Source organism: Microbacterium sp. Leaf179 (assembly GCF_001423785.1).
Classification (GTDB): Bacteria; Actinomycetota; Actinomycetes; order Actinomycetales; family Microbacteriaceae; genus Microbacterium.
Genome location: NZ_LMPH01000002.1, coordinates 387,966 through 405,114, shown reverse-complemented (window position 1 = coordinate 405,114; position 17,149 = coordinate 387,966). Strand labels below are relative to the sequence as shown.

Annotated in this window: 13 protein-coding genes; 7 read left to right on the top strand and 6 right to left on the bottom strand. The window is 71.5% G+C overall.

What is annotated here, in order from left to right; genetic code table 11:
• Positions 1-23: 23 nt before the first annotated feature.
• On the top strand, positions 24-3,050 hold the full coding sequence (locus ASF96_RS09380; protein ID WP_055938433.1) for an alpha-mannosidase: 3,027 nt from the start codon (positions 24-26) through the stop codon (positions 3,048-3,050).
• Between the two features lie 546 nt (positions 3,051-3,596).
• Here the strand turns inward: ASF96_RS09380 and ASF96_RS09375 are convergent.
• From ASF96_RS09375 to ASF96_RS09365, 3 genes are read right to left on the bottom strand one after another with little or no spacing between them, the layout of a single operon-like run.
• Positions 3,597-4,577: an ABC transporter substrate-binding protein gene (locus ASF96_RS09375; protein WP_055938430.1), complete on the bottom strand. Its 981-nt coding sequence runs from the start codon at positions 4,575-4,577 to the stop codon at positions 3,597-3,599.
• Positions 4,574-5,398 carry an ABC transporter ATP-binding protein gene (locus ASF96_RS09370; protein ID WP_055938427.1) on the bottom strand — a complete coding sequence of 275 codons (825 nt, stop codon included), beginning with the start codon at positions 5,396-5,398 and terminating at the stop codon, positions 4,574-4,576. The genes ASF96_RS09375 and ASF96_RS09370 overlap by 4 nt, the downstream gene beginning before the upstream one ends.
• A complete protein-coding gene (locus tag ASF96_RS09365) occupies positions 5,398-6,477 on the bottom strand; it encodes a FecCD family ABC transporter permease (RefSeq protein ID WP_082509528.1) in 1,080 nt (359 codons plus the stop codon). Before ASF96_RS09365 ends, ASF96_RS09370 begins: the two co-directional genes overlap by 1 nt.
• A gap of 154 nt (positions 6,478-6,631) precedes the next feature.
• Here ASF96_RS09365 and ASF96_RS09360 point away from each other — a divergent pair, with 154 nt between their 5' ends.
• From ASF96_RS09360 to ASF96_RS09335, 6 genes are all read left to right on the top strand, one after another.
• On the top strand, positions 6,632-6,823 hold the full coding sequence (locus ASF96_RS09360) for a streptamidine-related RiPP repeat protein (RefSeq protein ID WP_055938426.1): 192 nt from the start codon (positions 6,632-6,634) through the stop codon (positions 6,821-6,823).
• A gap of 80 nt (positions 6,824-6,903) precedes the next feature.
• On the top strand, positions 6,904-7,674 hold the full coding sequence (locus ASF96_RS09355) for a hypothetical protein (protein ID WP_055938423.1): 771 nt from the start codon (positions 6,904-6,906) through the stop codon (positions 7,672-7,674).
• On the top strand, positions 7,671-9,161 hold the full coding sequence (locus tag ASF96_RS09350) for a CocE/NonD family hydrolase (RefSeq protein ID WP_055938420.1): 1,491 nt from the start codon (positions 7,671-7,673) through the stop codon (positions 9,159-9,161). The genes ASF96_RS09355 and ASF96_RS09350 overlap by 4 nt, the downstream gene beginning before the upstream one ends.
• Positions 9,158-10,504, top strand: a complete 1,347-nt coding sequence (locus ASF96_RS09345; RefSeq protein WP_055938416.1) for a YcaO-like family protein — start codon at positions 9,158-9,160, stop codon at positions 10,502-10,504. The genes ASF96_RS09350 and ASF96_RS09345 overlap by 4 nt, the downstream gene beginning before the upstream one ends.
• A gap of 11 nt (positions 10,505-10,515) precedes the next feature.
• Positions 10,516-11,787: a YcaO-like family protein gene (locus ASF96_RS09340; RefSeq protein ID WP_055938413.1), complete on the top strand. Its 1,272-nt coding sequence runs from the start codon at positions 10,516-10,518 to the stop codon at positions 11,785-11,787.
• Positions 11,787-12,989, top strand: a complete 1,203-nt coding sequence (locus tag ASF96_RS09335) for an MFS transporter (RefSeq protein WP_082509524.1) — start codon at positions 11,787-11,789, stop codon at positions 12,987-12,989. The genes ASF96_RS09340 and ASF96_RS09335 overlap by 1 nt, the downstream gene beginning before the upstream one ends.
• A gap of 38 nt (positions 12,990-13,027) precedes the next feature.
• Here ASF96_RS09335 and ASF96_RS09330 read toward each other — a convergent pair whose 3' ends face one another.
• The 3 genes from ASF96_RS09330 to ASF96_RS09320 form a co-directional block, all read right to left on the bottom strand.
• Positions 13,028-13,522: a hypothetical protein gene (locus tag ASF96_RS09330; RefSeq protein ID WP_055938409.1), complete on the bottom strand. Its 495-nt coding sequence runs from the start codon at positions 13,520-13,522 to the stop codon at positions 13,028-13,030.
• A 4-nt stretch (positions 13,523-13,526) separates the two neighbouring features.
• Entirely contained in the window at positions 13,527-15,557 is a 2,031-nt protein-coding gene (locus ASF96_RS09325) for a primary-amine oxidase (RefSeq protein WP_082509521.1), read from the bottom strand.
• 74 nt (positions 15,558-15,631) lie between these two features.
• Positions 15,632-17,104, bottom strand: coding sequence for an APC family permease (locus ASF96_RS09320; RefSeq protein ID WP_055938406.1), 1,473 nt, complete (start codon positions 17,102-17,104; stop codon positions 15,632-15,634).
• Between the last annotated feature and the right edge of the window lie 45 nt (positions 17,105-17,149).

Genomic DNA, 17,149 nt, shown 5'->3' with positions numbered 1-17,149 from the left:
TCCCCCCAGACAAGGAACACTTCATGCACGACCGCACCGCGCTCATCGAGATGCGCATCGACCGCTTCATCCGCGAGCGGCTCGCCCCCGCCGTCTACCGCACCCGCGAACCCCTCGACGTCTCGGCCTGGGAGGCCCCGGGCGAGCCCGTGACCTTCGCCGAGGCCCGGGATGCCGAATACCGTCCCTTCGCCGTCGGCACGCCGTGGGGCCGGGCGTGGGGGACCACCTGGTTCGCCGTCTCGGGTCGGATCCCGACCGACTGGCGCGACGCCGCGGGCGACCTGCCCGAGGGGACGGTGGCCGAGCTGGTCATCGACCTCGGCTTCACCGCCGGCCAGAGCGGCTTCCAGTGCGAGGCCCTCGTCTGGAACCGTGACGGGGCGCCGATCAAGGGCGTCTCGCCGTTCAACAACGCCACCCCGGCGGCCCTCGACGCCGACGGCCGCGTCGACGTGCTCGTCGAGGCCGCGTCGAACCCCGACGTGGGGAGCCTCTTCACCTTCGAGCCCACGCACCTGGGCGACCTCGCCACCGCGGGCGACGCTCCTCTCTATACGCTCCGCGACATGTCGATCGGTCTGCGCGACCTCGCCGTGTGGGAGCTGCTGCAGGACTTCCGTCTGCTGCAGGGCCTGCTCGCCGAGCTCGACGCGACTTCCGCGCGCCGCGCGACCCTGCTGCAGGGCATGGATGCCACGATCGACGCGGTCGATCCCGACGACGTCGCGGGCACGGCCCCGGCCGCCCGCGAGGTGCTCGCTCCGCTGATGGCCGCGCCCGCGGCATCCAGTGCGCACGTGCTGCACGCCGTCGGCCACGCCCACATCGACTCGGCCTGGCTCTGGCCGGTGCGCGAGACCGCCCGCAAGGTCTCACGCACGTTCAGCAACGTGCTCTCGCTCATGGACGAGGACCCCGAGTTCGTGTTCGCGAGCTCGTCGGCTCAGCAGTTCGCCTGGATGAAGGAGCACTACCCGGCCCTCTGGGAGCGGCTGAAGGCCCGTGTCGCCGAGGGGCGCTTCGTGCCCGTGGGCGGCATGTGGGTCGAGTCCGACACCAACATGGTCGGTGGCGAGGCCATGGCCCGTCAGTTCGTCGAGGGCAAGACGTTCTTCCTCGACGAGTTCGGCATCGACACCGAAGAGGTGTGGCTCCCCGACTCGTTCGGCTACAGCGGCGCGCTGCCGCAGATCATGAAGGCCGCGGGGGCCCGCTGGTTCCTCACGCAGAAGATCTCGTGGAACGAGACCAACCGCATCCCGCACCACACCTTCCGCTGGGAGGGCATCGACGGCTCGCGCATCTTCACCCACTTCCCGCCGGTCGACAAGTACAACTCCGAGGTCACCGCGGCCGACCTCGCCCACGCCGAGCGCAACTTCTCGGACAAGGGTCGCGCGCGCACCTCGCTCCTGCCCTACGGCTTCGGCGACGGCGGCGGCGGACCCACCCGCGAGATGACCGCGACGATCGCCCGCACGCACTCGCTCGAGGGCGCGCCGATCGTGAAGCACTCCACCCCGCGGGAGTTCTTCGAGACGGCCGAGGCCGAGTACGCCGATCCCGCCGTATGGGCGGGGGAGCTGTACCTCGAGTTCCACCGCGGCACCTACACCAGCCAGCTCCGCACCAAGCAGGGCAACCGTCGCAGCGAGCACCTGCTGCGCGAGGCGGAGCTGTGGGCGGCGACCGCGACCGTGCGCACGGGGGCCGCCTACCCGGCCGAGACGTTCCAGCGGCTGTGGCGTCTGGTGCTGCTGCAGCAGTTCCACGACATCCTGCCCGGCACCTCGATCGCCTGGGTGCACCGCGACGCCGAGCGCAACTACGAGGCCATCGCCGCCGAGCTCGAACAGGTCATCGCCGACAGCCTCCGCGCCCTCGTGGGCACCGGCGACCGAGCGGTCGTGGCCAACGCCGCCCCGCACCGTCGCGCCGGCGCCCCCGCGCTCGCGATCGCCCCCGTCACGCCCGCGGGCGACGTCGCCCCGCGCGCCGCGGGCGAGGCGTTCGTGCTCGACAACGGCATCGTGCGCGCCGAGATCGACGGCCGGGGCCTGATCGTCTCGCTCGTGGATCTGGCATCCGGCCGTGAGGTCGTCCCGGCGGGGCAGGTGGCGGGACTGTTCGAGGTGTTCCGCGACACACCCACCCAGTGGGACGCGTGGGACATCGACGAGACGTACCGCCGACACGTCACGCCCCTCGACGCGGCCGACAGCGTGCGCATCGAGGGCGACGCCCTCGTCGTCGAGCGATCCTTCGGCGAATCCACTCTCGTCACGCGCATCGCGCTGGGCGAGGGGGCGCGCACCGTGCGTCTGTCGCTCGACGTCGACTGGCACGAGCAGCAGAAGCTGCTCAAGCTCGGCGTCCCCGTCGACGTGCACACCGACCGCGCGGCATCCGAGATCCAGTTCGGGCACATCGTGCGTCCGACCCACACGAACACGTCGTGGGATGCCGCGCGTTTCGAGACCGCGGCCCACCGTTGGGTGCGCGTCGCCGAGCCCGGCTTCGGCGTCGCGGTGACGAACGACTCCACGTACGGCCACGACATCACGCGGCACGAGCGGGCGGCGGGCGGCACGTACTCGCTGGTGCGCCTGTCGATCATCCGCTCGGCGGTCTTCCCCGACCCCGGTCAGGATCAGGGCGCGCATCACCTCGAGGTGGGCATCGTCGTCGGCGCCGACGTGGTCGACGCGGTGGCCGAGGGCTACCGCACGAACCTGCCCGCGCGAGTGGTGACGGATGCCGCGGAAGAGCACGTGGCGCCCCTGGTGGCGATCGACACCCCCGGCGTCGTGGTCGAAGCCGTCAAGCTCGCACAGGACGGCTCGGGTGACGTGGTCGTGCGTCTCTACGAGGCGCTGGGGGAGCGCACGCAGGCGCGTCTCGAGGCCGGCTTCGACGTCGCACGCGTGAGCGAGACCGACCTGCTCGAGCGCGACGTGGATGCCGCGGCGATCGTCGCCGCGCAGGGCACCGTCGTCGATCTCGAGCTGCGCCCGTTCCAGCTCGTGACGGTGCGGTTGTCGCGCTGAGCACGCGCGCCGGCGGGCGCGGATGAGACGCGGTGCGGTCGGGGAGCGTGATGCCCCCGGCCGCACCGTTCTGCATCCACCGCGTCCATCACCGGAGAGCGTGCATCTCTCGCCGGGCCGACCGGCGCCGAGTTGCGGGCGCCGCGCCGCGGGCACGGGCGGAGTTTCGGGGAGGGGGATGCCACGGCGCCGGTCTTCCGCTCCCGGTTTCTCCTCCGCGGCGCGCCGCGGCGATGCGGCGCAGCGTGACCGGGGGAGGGCTCTGGGTGAGCGGAGGGGGATTCGCGCGGGCGGGTCCTCCGCTCGCCCCCGGTCCTCCGGTGGTCACGGCTGCGGCGGCGCGGGCATCGCTGTGACGGGGGTGAGGGAAGGGCGGGAGGAGCGGCGCCGTGCACTCGACCTCCCCCCGCCACCGGCCCTCCGCTCGCCACCTCCATAGTGGCCACGGGAGGAGATTCCGGGAGCGGCGGAAGGATGCCGCGGATGGCATCCTCCCGTCCCGGGACCTCCTCCGCCCGACCGGGGCTCCGGTGTGCGCGGCGCCGGTCAGCCTGTGAAGGCGTCCTTCGCGCTCTGCTCGATCACGTCGACGATGCGTACGCCCCCGGCCTGGAACGAGTTCTCGTTCTGGCCGAAGACCCGGCCGTCGGCGACCGCGGCCGACCCGGCAAAGAGGGTCTTGGCCGCGTTGAGCGCGTCGGCTTCCTGAGCCGGTCCGGAGTAGTCGACGAAGATGACGTCGGGGTTCGCCGTGATGACGTCTTCGCGGCTGATCTGCGTGTAGTTCGCACCCGCATCCGCGAAGACGTTCGTGATGCCGAGTGCGTCGAGGACTGCTTGGTAGCCGGCCCCCGTGAGGGCGTAGACCGTGCCGTCGACGACCGAGACGGAGGCGGCGCTCAGCTTCCGGTCCCCGCGGAGCGCGGCGGCGTCGGTCACCCGGCCGCGCAGTTGCGCGGTGAGTTCGTCCGCCTTCTCGGGAACCCCGAAGACAGTGCCGAGAGCGGTGATGTCGTCGTAGACAGCGTCGATCGACGGGGCCGCAGAGGCGCCGACGCAGTAGCGGCCGAGCACGTACAGTCCCGCGCCGAGCGTGCGGAGATCGTCGACCGTGGCCGCGCCGTTGCCGGTGAACTGCTGCTCGTCGTTCGCAATGAAGAGGTCGGGGGCCGCCCCAGCCAGGTATTCCTTGCTCGGGGTCCAGTCAGCGGAGTTCTGCGTGAGCTTCGGGCGGGCCGCTGCCTCTCCGGTGTCGAGGTCGGACAGCGTGTAGCCGATGGCGCGGTCGCCGACACCGAGGGCGTCGAGGGTGTCGATGATGCCGGGGGCGCCGAGCAGCACTCGCTCCGGGGCCTTCTGATACGTGGAGTCGGCGCCGCAGCTGGAGACCGTGACGGGGTAGTGCGCCCCGGTCGACCCGGCGGGAGCGGCATCCGCCGGCGCCGTGCCGGCACAACCGGCGGTGGCGAGCAGCACGACTCCGAGGAGCGAGGCGGCGAGTGGGGTACGCCGGACGGGGTGTGTCATGGTGTGTTTTCCTTTCGAGCCGCGGACGGGTTGGCGGCGTGGTCGGGGGAGCGAGGGAGGGCCGCGCCGAGGTGGACGGCGAGGCGCTGGGTGAGCGGGTTCACGCCGATCTCAGCGACGACGCCGTAGACCCGGGCGATGAGGGCGGTTGTCAGAACCTGCGCGGGTGCGCCGACAGCGACCACGCGGCCGCCGGCCAGGACCACGACGACATCGCAGTAGGCCGCCGCGAGCCCAAGGTCGTGCAGAGCGACGATCGTCGTCGCGGGCAGGGCGGTCACGAGGTCGAGGAGCTCGATCTGCGCGAGGACGTCGAGATGGTTCGTCGGCTCGTCGAGGACGAGCACGGGGGTGCCCTGCGCGAGCGCCCGTGCCACCGCAACCCGCTGCCGCTCCCCTCCCGAGAGCGAGCCCACGGGGCGGTGCGCGAAGGGTGCGACCCCGCATCGATCGATCGCATTCTCGACCGCATCCCGATCGGCACTCGCGGCGCGGCGGCCGGGGTGCCGGTGCGGGATCCTTCCCAGCTCGACCGTCTCGCGCGCCGAGAACTCGAACTCGCGATGATCCTCCTGCAGGACGACGGCCGTGCGGTGAGCGGCCGCGCGCGCGGTCAACTTCCACACGTCGGCGTCGCCGATCCGAACCGTGCCGGTCGTCGGGCGGAGCGCGCGGTAGACGGTGCGCAGGAGCGTGGACTTGCCGGAACCGTTGGGGCCGATGAGGCCCACCGTCGCGCCGGCGGGAGCGACGAAGGTCACGTCGTCGACAAGGGTGCGCTCACCGCGCTGCACCGAGACCCGATCGATCTCGACCCTCATCAGCTAGCCACCGCTCGCACGGCGATGCGCTTCCGGCGCGCGCTCGAGCGCGGCGCCGCGGTCAGCAGCCACAGGAAGAAGGGAGCGCCGACGGCCGCGGTGACCACGCCGATCGGCAGCTCCGCCGGGGCACGCACGGTTCTCGCCGCGAAGTCCGCGAGGATCAGGAAGATCGCGCCGAGCACGGCCGTCAGTGGCAGCATCCGTCGGTGGTCCGCGCCGACGAGGAGCCGCGCGATGTGGGGGACCACCAGGCCCACGAACGCGATGCCGCCGGCCACTGCGACGAGCGAGCCCGTCATCGCCGCCACCACCACGAGGAGGGTGACCTGCAGGCGAGCGATGTCGATGCCCAGAGAGGCGGCGAGATCGTCGCTGCCGATCAGCGCGTTCAGCGCGGGCGCGCACCGCAGGATCACGACGGTGCCGAGCGCGACGATCGCGGTGGGGATCGGCAACGTCCCCCAGTCGGCGCCTCCCACGCTCCCCAGGCTCCAGAACAGAACCCGCTGCACCTGGTTCGGGGTGGCGATTGTCTGGAGGAAGTACGTCATCGACGAGACGAGGTAGCCGACGGCGACGCCCGCGAGGATCAACCGGGTCGGTGGCATCCGGCCCTCGGATCGGCCGAGGAGGAAGACGACGGCGAATGTGACGAGGGCGCCGACGAAAGCCGCGAGGGTGAGGGGGAGGCCCGCCGCCGCACCGCTGCCGAGGACGATGACCGCGACCGCGCCGAGAGAGGCGCCCGGGGTCACGCCGATCAGCGAGGGATCGCCGAGCGGGTTGCGAACGATCGCCTGGATCACGGCGCCGGCGAGGGCGAGGCCCGCCCCCGTCACGATGGCCAGGGCGGTGCGCGGCATCCGGACGTTCCACACGATCTGGTCGGCGGCGAGGTCGGCGTGCTGCCCGCCCCCGGCATGCGCGAGCAGCACGCTGACGACCTCGGGCACGGTGAGGCCGACGGACCCGATTGCCATCGAGGCGAGGGCGCACATCGCGAGGACCACCGAGAGGGTCACCAGCAGGGCTCGAGCGCCGCGGGCGCTCGCGAACGGCGGGAGTCGATCACGCATAGAGGGCCTTTCCGGAGGCGGCTGGGGTGCGTTTAATGAGAACCATACTCAATAAGGGGCGCACGCAAAATCGTCGTCGTGTTGCCGTGTCGGTCGTCGCGGCGCTATCGTTCGTTAAATTGAGAACGGTTCTCAATAATGAAAGGACGATGTCATGCAGAGCATCACTGTCGAACCGATCACCTCCGCCGGCGTACTGAGCGCACCCCAGGGCCCCGGCACGAACGCCCTCGTGCACAACCCGTTCGCGTTCGAGTCGATCACCTCGGCCGGCGTGCTGAGCGCCCCGCAGGGACCCGGGACGAACGCGCTCGTGCACAACCCGTTCGCCTTCGACGCGGAGTGAGGACCCGGTGGTCGTCGCGCTCCGGCGCGGCGGCCACCGCTCAGCCCCGTTCACCGCCCGATCCTCGAAAGCTCCTCCCCATGCCCTCGCTCAGACCCGGTTTCCACCTCTACGCCACGGCCGACGGATCGTGGCGGCTCGCCGAACCCGGCGGACGGTTCCACCGCATCCTCGGGTCGACTGATCGGCTCGCCGAGATCGCCCGCGCCCTCGACGCCGGGGTCGACCTGGACTCGTGGGGACCGGATGCCGCCGCGCTGCAGCATCAGCTCCGCGAACGCGGCGCGCTTCGCGAACCGCGCACCACGGCGCCGGAGGACCGATTCGCGCAGAAACGGGTGATGATTCTCGGGGCGGGGACCGTCGCCGACGCCCTCCGCGCGCTCCTCGCGGCGCCGCCGTCGCTCATCCGCCTGGTTGACGAGGAGACGGATGCCGAGGCCCTCGTCTCGATCGAGCCCTGGTTCCGCGACACGCGGTGGACGGATCTGGCGCACCGCGGCGTCCCCTTGCACCGCTGCCACGCCGACGGGGAATCGCTCTTCGTCGGTCCCTTCACGGCGGACGAGACCTCGGCGTCGTACGCGGACTACCGTGGCCGCCGTCGCGCCGCGGACCCGCTCGTCGACGAGCTGGATGCCCTCTGGCACCACCTCGATTCGCTGCCGGACGGCGCCGTGAACGCCCCTCCCGAGGTGGCGGTCCTCGCGGCGGCGACCATCGCGGCAGATCTCCTCGCCTGGGCGTCCTCTGGCGCCGCTCCCCACTCGACGACCGAGATCGAAATCCGACCGGACTGCTCCCTCCACCGCCATCCCGTGCTGCCGCTTCCGACACTCAGCGCCCGATGATCCGCGCGAACCTGCGGATGACCGCTCCCGACGGCACGGCCCTGGCATTCGATGTGCACCGCCCGCCGGGGGAGGAGCGCGTGCCGACCATCGTGCACCGCACACCGTACGGCCGGTTCCGGCACCTCGACGAGGGTCGCGGGTGGGCCCGACGCGGCTTCGCCTACGTCGTCTCGGATGTGCGCGGTCGGTACGACTCCGACGGCGTCTGGATGCCGTATCGCCGCGAGCGCGCCGACGGTGCCTCGCTCGTGGACTGGGTCGCCATGCAGCCGTGGAGCGACGGCCGGATCATCGTGATGGGTGGCTCGTACTCCGGCTACACGGCGTGGGCGATGGCTGTCGAGCGACCGGAGCGGGTTGCGGCGATCGTCAGCCTCGGTCCGTCGATGTCGCTTGCGCGCACCAAGTTCTCGTCATCCGGGATCCTGCGTCTCGGCGAGCACGCCGCGTGGTGGGCGGAACGCGCGGATGCCCGCACGAGCCGCGAGGGCCTCGCGGCGCTTCTCTTCCGAGAGAACCCGACCGTGCTCGATCACCTGCCCGTCGTGGAGATCGCCGATCGGCTCGGAGTCGACCTTCCCGGCTGGGCGGCCGTCATCGATGCCGGAGCGGATGCCGTCGTGGGTGAGGAGATCACCCCGGCGGAGCTCGCCGCGGTGCGCGCCCCGAGCTTCCACGTCGGCGGCTGGCACGATCTGCTGATCGGCGAGACGCTCGAGCACTGGGACCTGGTGGGGGATGCCGAGACGCCCAAGCGTCTTCTGGTCGGTCCGTGGCTGCACGACCTCGTGTTCTCCGCCGACACTCGGGTGGGCGCTCTCGACCACGGGGAGAGCTCGCGCGTGGAGTGGGCGACCGAACTCGTCGACTGGCTCCACGACGCCCTGGCGGGTCGGCTCCCCGCCCGGCGGGCGGACACGTTCGTCATCGGCGCGGGCGTCTGGGAGCGCGCGGACCACTGGCCGACGGCTGCCACCGAGGACGTGCACGCCCTCCCGCCCGGTGTCGTGCGCAGTGACCCGCGCCGCCCGTTCCCGAGCCGCGCGGAGGCCGTCGACCGGCGCGCGCTCCTCGACCGCACGGATGCTCTGCGCTGGCCGATCGACACCGACGCGCGACGTTTCGTCGGCTGGGCGCACGTCGAGATCCACGGGAGCACCGACGCGTCGAAGGCGGACTGGATCGTCCGCCTCCTGCGCGTCTCGCCCGACGGTCCCGTCGTCGAGCTCGCGGTCGGGGAGGCCGTGAGCGGTCGGGGGCCGGAGGACATCTCCCTCCGCCTCGGGCCGCTGTCGTTCGAGCGGGGTGAGGACGAGTCCCTGCTGCTCGAGCTCACGGCCGCCGACCACCCGCGGCTCGCGCGCGGCACCGGGGGCGCGGATCGCTACCGGGTCGGAGTCGCCGACCTCCCGGCATCCCTCACCCTCGTGGTCGAGCGGTGCCGGCTGACGCTACCCGCCGTGGAGCGAAGGAGCGTGACGTGATCGACATCGACCGTCTGGTCGACCCCCGCACCGGGATCCTCACCTCGACCCAGGCACAGACGCCGCACCCCGACGACCCGACGTTCTGGCGGTCTCACGGTGCGAGCGTCGCGCACACGGAGCGTTTCGCTCCCTGGCGTGCGGACGGTTTCGGCTTCGGCGCATCCCTCGGAGACCTCGAGGCGGCGCGGGGCGCCGCAATCGGTGAAGCCGTGGAACGGTACTGCGGCAACGCGGTGCCCGACGACCTTCCCGTCCATCGCTGGGGCGACCTCGACCGCCGCGGCGAGGACGCCCTCGACCCGCGGCGCCTCGCCCTCTACAGCCCGCAGCAGTACGCCCTGCCCGGATTCCCCTTCGCCGTGTTCGATCACGAGCTGCCCGTCCGGTGGACGCTCGGGCAGGACCTGCACACCGGAGCGGACGTCTGGGTTCCGGCATCCCTCGTCTACCTCGACACCTCCGCTTCGCGCGCGGCCGGGGAACGGCCGGTGCACTCGCTGATGTACTCCGGCATCGCCGCCGGTGCGGATCGCGCGAGCGCGGAGAACGGCGCGATCGACGAACTGATGGAACGCGATGCCACGGCGGTGTGGTGGGCATCGGGCGCGTCCACGTGCGAACTCGACGACGGCGGCGCGATCCTCGGGATGCTCGGCGCGCACGATCTCGGCATCCGGCTCCTGGACATCCCGACCGATCTCCCGGGTGCCGTGGTGGCCGCCGTGATCGAGGACGGCGATCCCGAGCGAGACGGACTGCTCGCGTTCGGCTCCGCGTGCCGGGCCGATCCGGTCGAGGCCGCCCGAAAGGCGGTGATGGAGGCCCTCGGGTTGCGGCGGATTACCCGTCAGCTCCTCGACCCGCGGAGCGACGTCTGGCAGGCGATGGATGCCGATGCGATCGAGTCCCACGTCTTCCTGCCCTACCGCGCCGACCGACGCTATCGCGACGACGTCCCGGACGATTTCCGCACCCTCACCGACCTGCCCCCGATCGCCCAGCTCTACCTGGATCAGCGGATGGCCGCGGCGATCCTTCCCCGGCTGCGCCCCACGCAGAGCCGGGCTCTCCAGGACGCCGAGACAATTTCGGCCGATCGCGTCGCGGCGCTGGCGGCCCGGGGCGTGCGGACGATCTCAGTCGACGTCACGACCGACGACGTCCGCGCGTGCGGGCTCGTCGTGGTCCGCGTCATCGCCGCGGGGCTCGTCGGAAACGGACCGCCCGCCTTTCCCCTCCGCGGATCCCGGCGCTATCTCGACGTGCCGCGAGAGCTCGGGTGGGATCGCCGACCCGCCTCGGTTTCCGAGCTGTACCCCTACCCCCTCCCCCTCGCCTGATGGAGCCCGGCATGCTGACCGATCTTCCGCCGGCGCTCGCGCCGCTCGTCGATTCCCGCAGCGGAGTGATCCGCGCCCTCGAACCGCGGGCGGTGCCCGCACACTTCCCCGAACCGTTCGCCCTCCTGCACGCGGTTCTGTCCGACAGTGCGGCGTTCTCGCCGTGGCGGTCGGATGCCAGCGGAGCGGGCTACGCGTTCGGCGACCGCGACGCGATGCGCGGAGCGGCGATCGGCGAAGCCGTCGAGCGGTACTGCGGCAACCTCGCGAGCGGACGACTCGTGCGTTCCACCGCGAACGACCTGCGGGGCACCGAGCACGTGGCCCCCGAGGAGCTCGCGCTGCCGCAACGCTCGACCTTCGATTCCGACACGGTGACCGACTGGGCCGTGGGGCGCGACGCGGCGACCGACGCCGAAGTCCTCGTTCCGGCGAGCGCGGTGTGGGTGTCGTACAACCTCCAGGCGGCTCCGACCCTGCATCCGGTGATGCAGGCGGGCCTGGCCGCCGAGCGCTCCCTCGACGCCGCGCGGTTCGGCGGCCTCCGCGAGATCGTGGAGCGCGACGCGATGTCGCGGGCCTGGACCGGAGGGGGCGGGGTCGTGGCCCTCACGGTGCCCCCGTGGCTGGACGCCTTCGCCGCGGGGCCTCGTCGCTTGCTGGAGCCGCGGTGGCTGCTCTTCCCGAGCGATACCGGCGTGCCGGTGGTCGGCGCGCTGATCCGCGACACCGCGAGCGGCTACCTGACCCTGGGCATGGGGACCGCGGACGACCCGACGGCGGCGGCGCTCAAGGCCCTCGGTGAAGCCCTCCAGCTTCAGCTGTTCGTCGCCGACCTCGACGACGAGCACGGTCCCTACGCACAGGTCGCCGCCGATCCGCGGAGCCCCCTGGCGCCCCACCGGTCGGACCGCCGGTACGCGCTGTCGTACGCCGACGACCTCTCGGACGTCCGGGATTACGGATGCCACCTGCAACTGCACCTGGATCCCGGTATCCAGTCGGCTTTCCTCGACGAATTGGATGCCAGCACCGTCGGCCGAGCCTCGCTCGACGCCCTGCCGTCCGGCCCGGATCTTCGGGGACTCATCGAGCGGTTCACCGCGCTCGGCGACCGCGTGATCACCGTCGACGTGACGACCGATGACATCCGCCCCTCCGGACTGCGCGTGGTGCGGATGCTCGTGCCCGGCCGCGTCTCCAACGCCCCGCACGCGCACCCGTTCGTGGGCGGTCGCCGCCCGATCCAGCCCGTTGCACGCCCGACCCCGCTGCCGCACTGATGCTCGCGTCGTACCTGTGGTCGCGCGGGATCGTGTGGACCGGCAACGCCCTCACTGCCGTCGCGCTCCCGCTCATGCTCTTCCAGCTCACCGGGAGCGCCGCCCTCGCGGGATTGCTGACGGCGCTGGAGGCCGTGCCCTACCTCGTGCTCGGGCTTCCGGTCGGAGCGCTGGTCGACCGGTGGTCGCCGCGCTCGACGCTGCTGGTGTCGAGTGCGGCCAGTGCGCTCGCGGCTGCGAGCGTTCCTTTCGCGGCAGTGCTCGGCGGGGTGACCCCCGTCCACCTCCTGATCGTGGCCGTCGCGACGTCCGTGTCGTTCGTCTTCTTCGACGCGGCGAGCTTCGGGGCGATCCCCGCGATCGTCGGGCGAGAGGGCATCGCGTCGGCGACCGCCCGAATGATGACGATCAGCACGCTCATCGGCATCGCCGGTCCACCGCTCGGGGGCCTCGTCTCGGCGATCGCGGGCGGACCCGTCGTCCTCCTGATCGATGCCCTCGCCTACGTCGTCGGCGCGGTGCTGCTCGCCCGCATCGGGGTGCTCGCCGTGAAGCCCGACCCGGACCGCCCACGCCGCGGCATCCGTGCCGACATCGTCGAAGGCCTGCGCTACATCCGTGCGGTCCCCGTGATCCGCGATCTCACCCTGCTCGGCGTCGGCAACAGCATCGCCGCGGGAGCGGTCTCCGGGCTGCTGATCGTCGCCGCTGTCCGCACGCTGGGGCTCAGCTCGGACTCGCCCGCCATCGGGGTGTTGTTCGGGGCGGGAGCGGTAGGCGCGCTCGCCGCCTCCTGGCTCATCGGACCCCTGCAGAAAAAGGTCGGCGCGGGGGCGATCACCGTCGGTGCTCTTCTGCTGGCGGCCGTGGCGATCTGCGGTTGGGCGCTCTCGACGTCTTTCCTGGCGGGCTGCCTCGCGCTCTCCCTGTGGCAGATCGGGACGACTGCCGTCTCGCTCAACGGCATCATCACGCGCCAGACCCTGACGCCCCCGAATCTCCAGGGCCGGGTCAACACGACGGCCCGCATGATCGCGTGGGGCGGTCAGCCGCTCGGGGCCGGAGCGGCCGGGCTGCTCGCGGAGGGGATCGGCGTGGCCCCGGCCCTCCTGATCGCCGCCGCGGTCAGCCTCATCACCGCCCTTGTCGCCGCGACCCTGCCCGTCGGTCGGGCCGCGCCCCTGGGGTCGCTTGCGGCGTGACGGTCGCCTTCGGCTATCTCTCCGTCCGGCACCCAGCGTCACACCGCCGCCACAGCCATGAGAACGACGGATGCCGCCATCCCGCCGATCTGCGCCCGGTCGAGCCGCGCCGGCATCCGTCGCATCGCCTCGAGAGACAGCGCCACGTAGACGGCCGCCGCTCCGACGAGCACGGGTGCCAGGGCGAGCCCGTGGGCGTGCCCGGAGGAACCCGCGTGCCCGCCCATCGCCAGTTGCAGACCGGCCATCACAATCATTCCGAGCGTCGTATGCAGCGTCATCACCGCGGGCACGCGCGGCACCCGGCGCTGCCGCGGGCGTCGCCACACCCCGAGACCCACGGCGGCCGCCACCAGCAGAACGGTCCAGTACACCGGGGCGACCACCCCGAACACGGCGGCATCCAGCATCGCCAGCAGCATGAGGACGGAGGCTGCGACCTCGGGCGGCCGGACCCGCGCGCGGTCGGCTGCCAGACAGCACGCACCGACCGCGGCGGGGGCGACCGCGGCCGCGTGGAGGATCTCGCTCATCGCCTCAGCAGTGGCATCCGGATGCCGGTTCTTCACCCGCGAGCGGGCCGTGTCCGTGCTCGGGTGCAGCAGGCGAGCAGTGCGACTCGCCCTGCGACGTCGGAGCGCAGTGCGACGACGCCGGTGCCGGAACGTTCAGCACGGGGTTGCGCTCGAAGAAGTTGTACGGCTTGAGCGTGAACTTCGCGTAGTCCATCGGCATGACCGGCCAGTCTTCGTTGCGTGGGAAGTGGGTGAGGCCGAACGTGTGCCAGAGCACGACGTCCTCGCCGACGAGAGGTTCGTCGCCCGCGATGAAGGCGGGGATGCCGGCACCGCCCGGGTGCTGGTTGACGAAGTCGCCGGCGGCGTAGCGCTCGTCGGGGTCGTACTTCGTCACGAACAGGTTCTTCGTCGCGAACGCGGCGCGGGACGCGATCGAGGAGGCGTCGTCGGCGAGTAGCACCGGGGTCTCGGTGGGGAAGAGCATGTACGACGTCGCCTGACCGCGCTCGGTGGTCTTCTCGGTCGAGGCGATCTGCCACACGCGGTTCACCGCGCCATCCGCCACGCGACCCGACACCTTCTCGCTCGCAATCGGCGTCACCTTCTTGGTGAAGGCGTTGCCTGCGGGGTTGTCGGTCGAGATCGGCACGCGCACGGCATCGATCTCGTTCACGACGTTCGCCACCCCGTCGACGGTCATGTCCAGCCGCGCCGAGAACAGGTGCTGGTGGTACGGTGCCCCGAGCCCCGGAGCGACCTCGGAGGCGAAGGGGTAGTCCTCGCCCGGGTACGCGGAGGTGAACAGGATGCCGGTGAGCTTCGCCTCGCACTCGATCGTGCCGTCGAGGTAGAGGTACCAGTAGAAGCCGTAGTCGTAGTTGCCGACCGTGGTGAAGAACGAGATCACCAACCGGCGTGCGCGACGCACCTCGCTGGACCCCGTGAAGATGTCGGTGTGCTTCCAGAGGGTGCCGAAGTCTTCCTCGTGCATGCACACGGCGTTGCGGACGGTGCGCGGCATCCCGTTCTCGTCCGACAGCACGGCATCGACGTAGGTGATGTCGCCGACGCAGTCGCACCCGAGTTCGAGCTCGTTCGTGTATCGGCCGAACAGGTACTCGCCGGTGTCGAAGTAGTTCTGCCAGAAGCGGTTGGGCGCGGGGTCGGCGTAGGGAACGACCATCTCGCTGATCGATCCGCGGTACATCACGGGACGCCCGGCGAACGACAGCTGGCGAAGGATCAGGCCCTCACGGGTGTCGAAGCCGATGCGCAGGTCCCACTCGCCCCACGTAACGTGCTCGCCGTCGACCATGAAGCTCGACCCCTCGGGCTGGGTGATGACGATGGGCTTCAGGCCCTCCAGTGGCGGCCCCTGCAGCGCGGGGTCGTCGAAGTTCCCGTGCGTCTCGGGCACGACGAACCCGGGGGTGTTGACGATCTCGATCACCGCGCGGGCTGCCACGTCGATGTAGGCGGTCAGGCCGTCGACGGGATGAGCCCACGGGTGGTCGGCCGGGTGGTCCTGGCGGAACGCGAAGGTGCGGAGCACCCGGCGACCGACCTCGTTCTCGAATCCGTAGTGACCGGCCGACAGGGGCACGAGCACGACGTCGGCGGTGGTGAGGCCGCGGGCGGCGAGGGCGGCGACCCACTGGGCGCTCTCGTTCGCAATGATCCCGACCTCCTCGAACTCGGCGTCGAGGATCGGCAGCTGCCCGTCGGATCCGTCGAGCTCGGTGGAGCGCAGCACCTCGCCGGTGGCGAGCGAGACGACGAGGTCGAGCGAGTTCGCCGTGCGGAGGTTGAGCAGCTGCACGCGCGCGCGCCGCACGGGCAGGGCGGCTTCGCCGCGCTCCCAGGCGAGGACGTCACCCTTCGGCGCCTCCTCGAGGCCGACGTAGGCGAAGCGGGTGGCCTCGTCGATGCCGTCGAGGCCCGCGACGATCGCGTGGACCGCGGTGATCTCGGCGGGGGAGAGGGAGGCGAGCGGGTGCGCGGGGGCGGCGGGCGCGACGAAGGCCGTGGTGGTCGGGTCGGTGAGGGTCATTGTGTCTCTCTCGGGGTGGAACGGGTGGGATGAAGGGCGACGGATGCCGCGGCGCCGGGCCGCGGCATCCGGGGTCAGCCCGCGATGGTGTCGGTGAGCTTGGCGTAGGCGGCGGGGCGGCGACGGCGGATCCACGCCGCTTGGGCGTAGCCGAGCGCGGGGAACAGCACGACCACGGCGAGCAGCGCCCAGCTCACGACGCCGAACACGGGGGCGCCGTCGGCGTCCATGTCGCCGACCATCACGGGGAAGTACACGACGATGATCACGGCCGACACCGCCAGACCCACGAAGCCGAGCGCGGGGGCGATGATCGTGTTCCACGGGCGCCGGTCTGCCCGCGTTCGAGCGAAGTAGACGATGACCGCGATCGAGGTCGCTGCCATGAGCACGGCAATCGCGAGGGTCGCCACACCGGCGAACCAGGTGAACACCTGCAGCAGCGGGTCGAGGTTCAGCATCGCGAAGATCGCGGTGAGCACCCCGGCCGTGGCCGTCTGCGCGAGCGACGACACGTGCGGCGACAGGTGGCGGGCGTGCACGCCGCCGATGCGGTCGGGGAGCACCCCGGCGCCCGCCATCGCGTGCTGGTAGCGCGTGAGCACGTTGTGGAACGACAGCACGCACGCGAACATCGAGGTCAGCAGCAGCACGTTGACGATGACCTCGCCGACGGTGCCGAGATAGAGGGCGACCGTGCGGAGCATCAGGGTGCCGGGGTCTTCGGCCGCAGCCTTGATGCCCCCGGGTCCCCAGGCCATCACCAGCGCCCACGAGGCGAGGGCGTAGAAGACCCCGATGCCGATCACCGCGGTGTAGGTGGCCCGGGGGATGGTGCGGTCGGGGTCGCGCGCCTCGTCGCGGAAGATCGCGGTGGCCTCAAAGCCGATGAACGCCGCGATCGCGAACATGAGGCCGACACCGGGGGAGCCGCTGAGCACGTTCGCCGGCTCGAAGGGGGCGGCGCTCAGGCCCTCGGGGCCCCCGTTGAACACCACCGCCGCGACGAGAGCGAGCACGATGGCTACTTCGGCGACGAGCAGCACGCCGAGCACCTTGCTTGACAGATCGATGTGGCGATAGCCCAGGAGGCCGACGAGCCCCACGACAGCGAGGGCGTACAGCCACCACGCGAGGTCGGGGCCGCCCAGCGAGACGACGGTGATCTCGAGCAGGTACCCGATGTAGCCGTACACCGACACCTGGATGGTCGTGTACGTGAGCATCGCCATCCACGCGGCGGCGAGACCCGAGGGGCGACCGAGGCCGTAGCCGATGTAGGTGAAGAACGCGCCGGGGCGGGGGACATGCCGCGTCATGGCGGCCAGGCCCACCGCGAACAGCAGCAGGATCACGGCGCTGATCGCGTACAGCGTCGGGAAGCCCGCGCCGTTTCCGATCAGGATGCCGAGGGGAGCGGCGCCGCCGACCACGGTGAGCGGCGAGGCTGCGGCGACGACCATGAAGACGATCGCCGTGACGCCGAGGGAGCCCTGCAGCGTCCGCTTCGCCGACGCCGCCACCCCCTTCGATTCGAGCTGGGTCATATCGGTTCCTCCGGATTTCGGGTGTGGGACCGAGAGTGCCGCGCC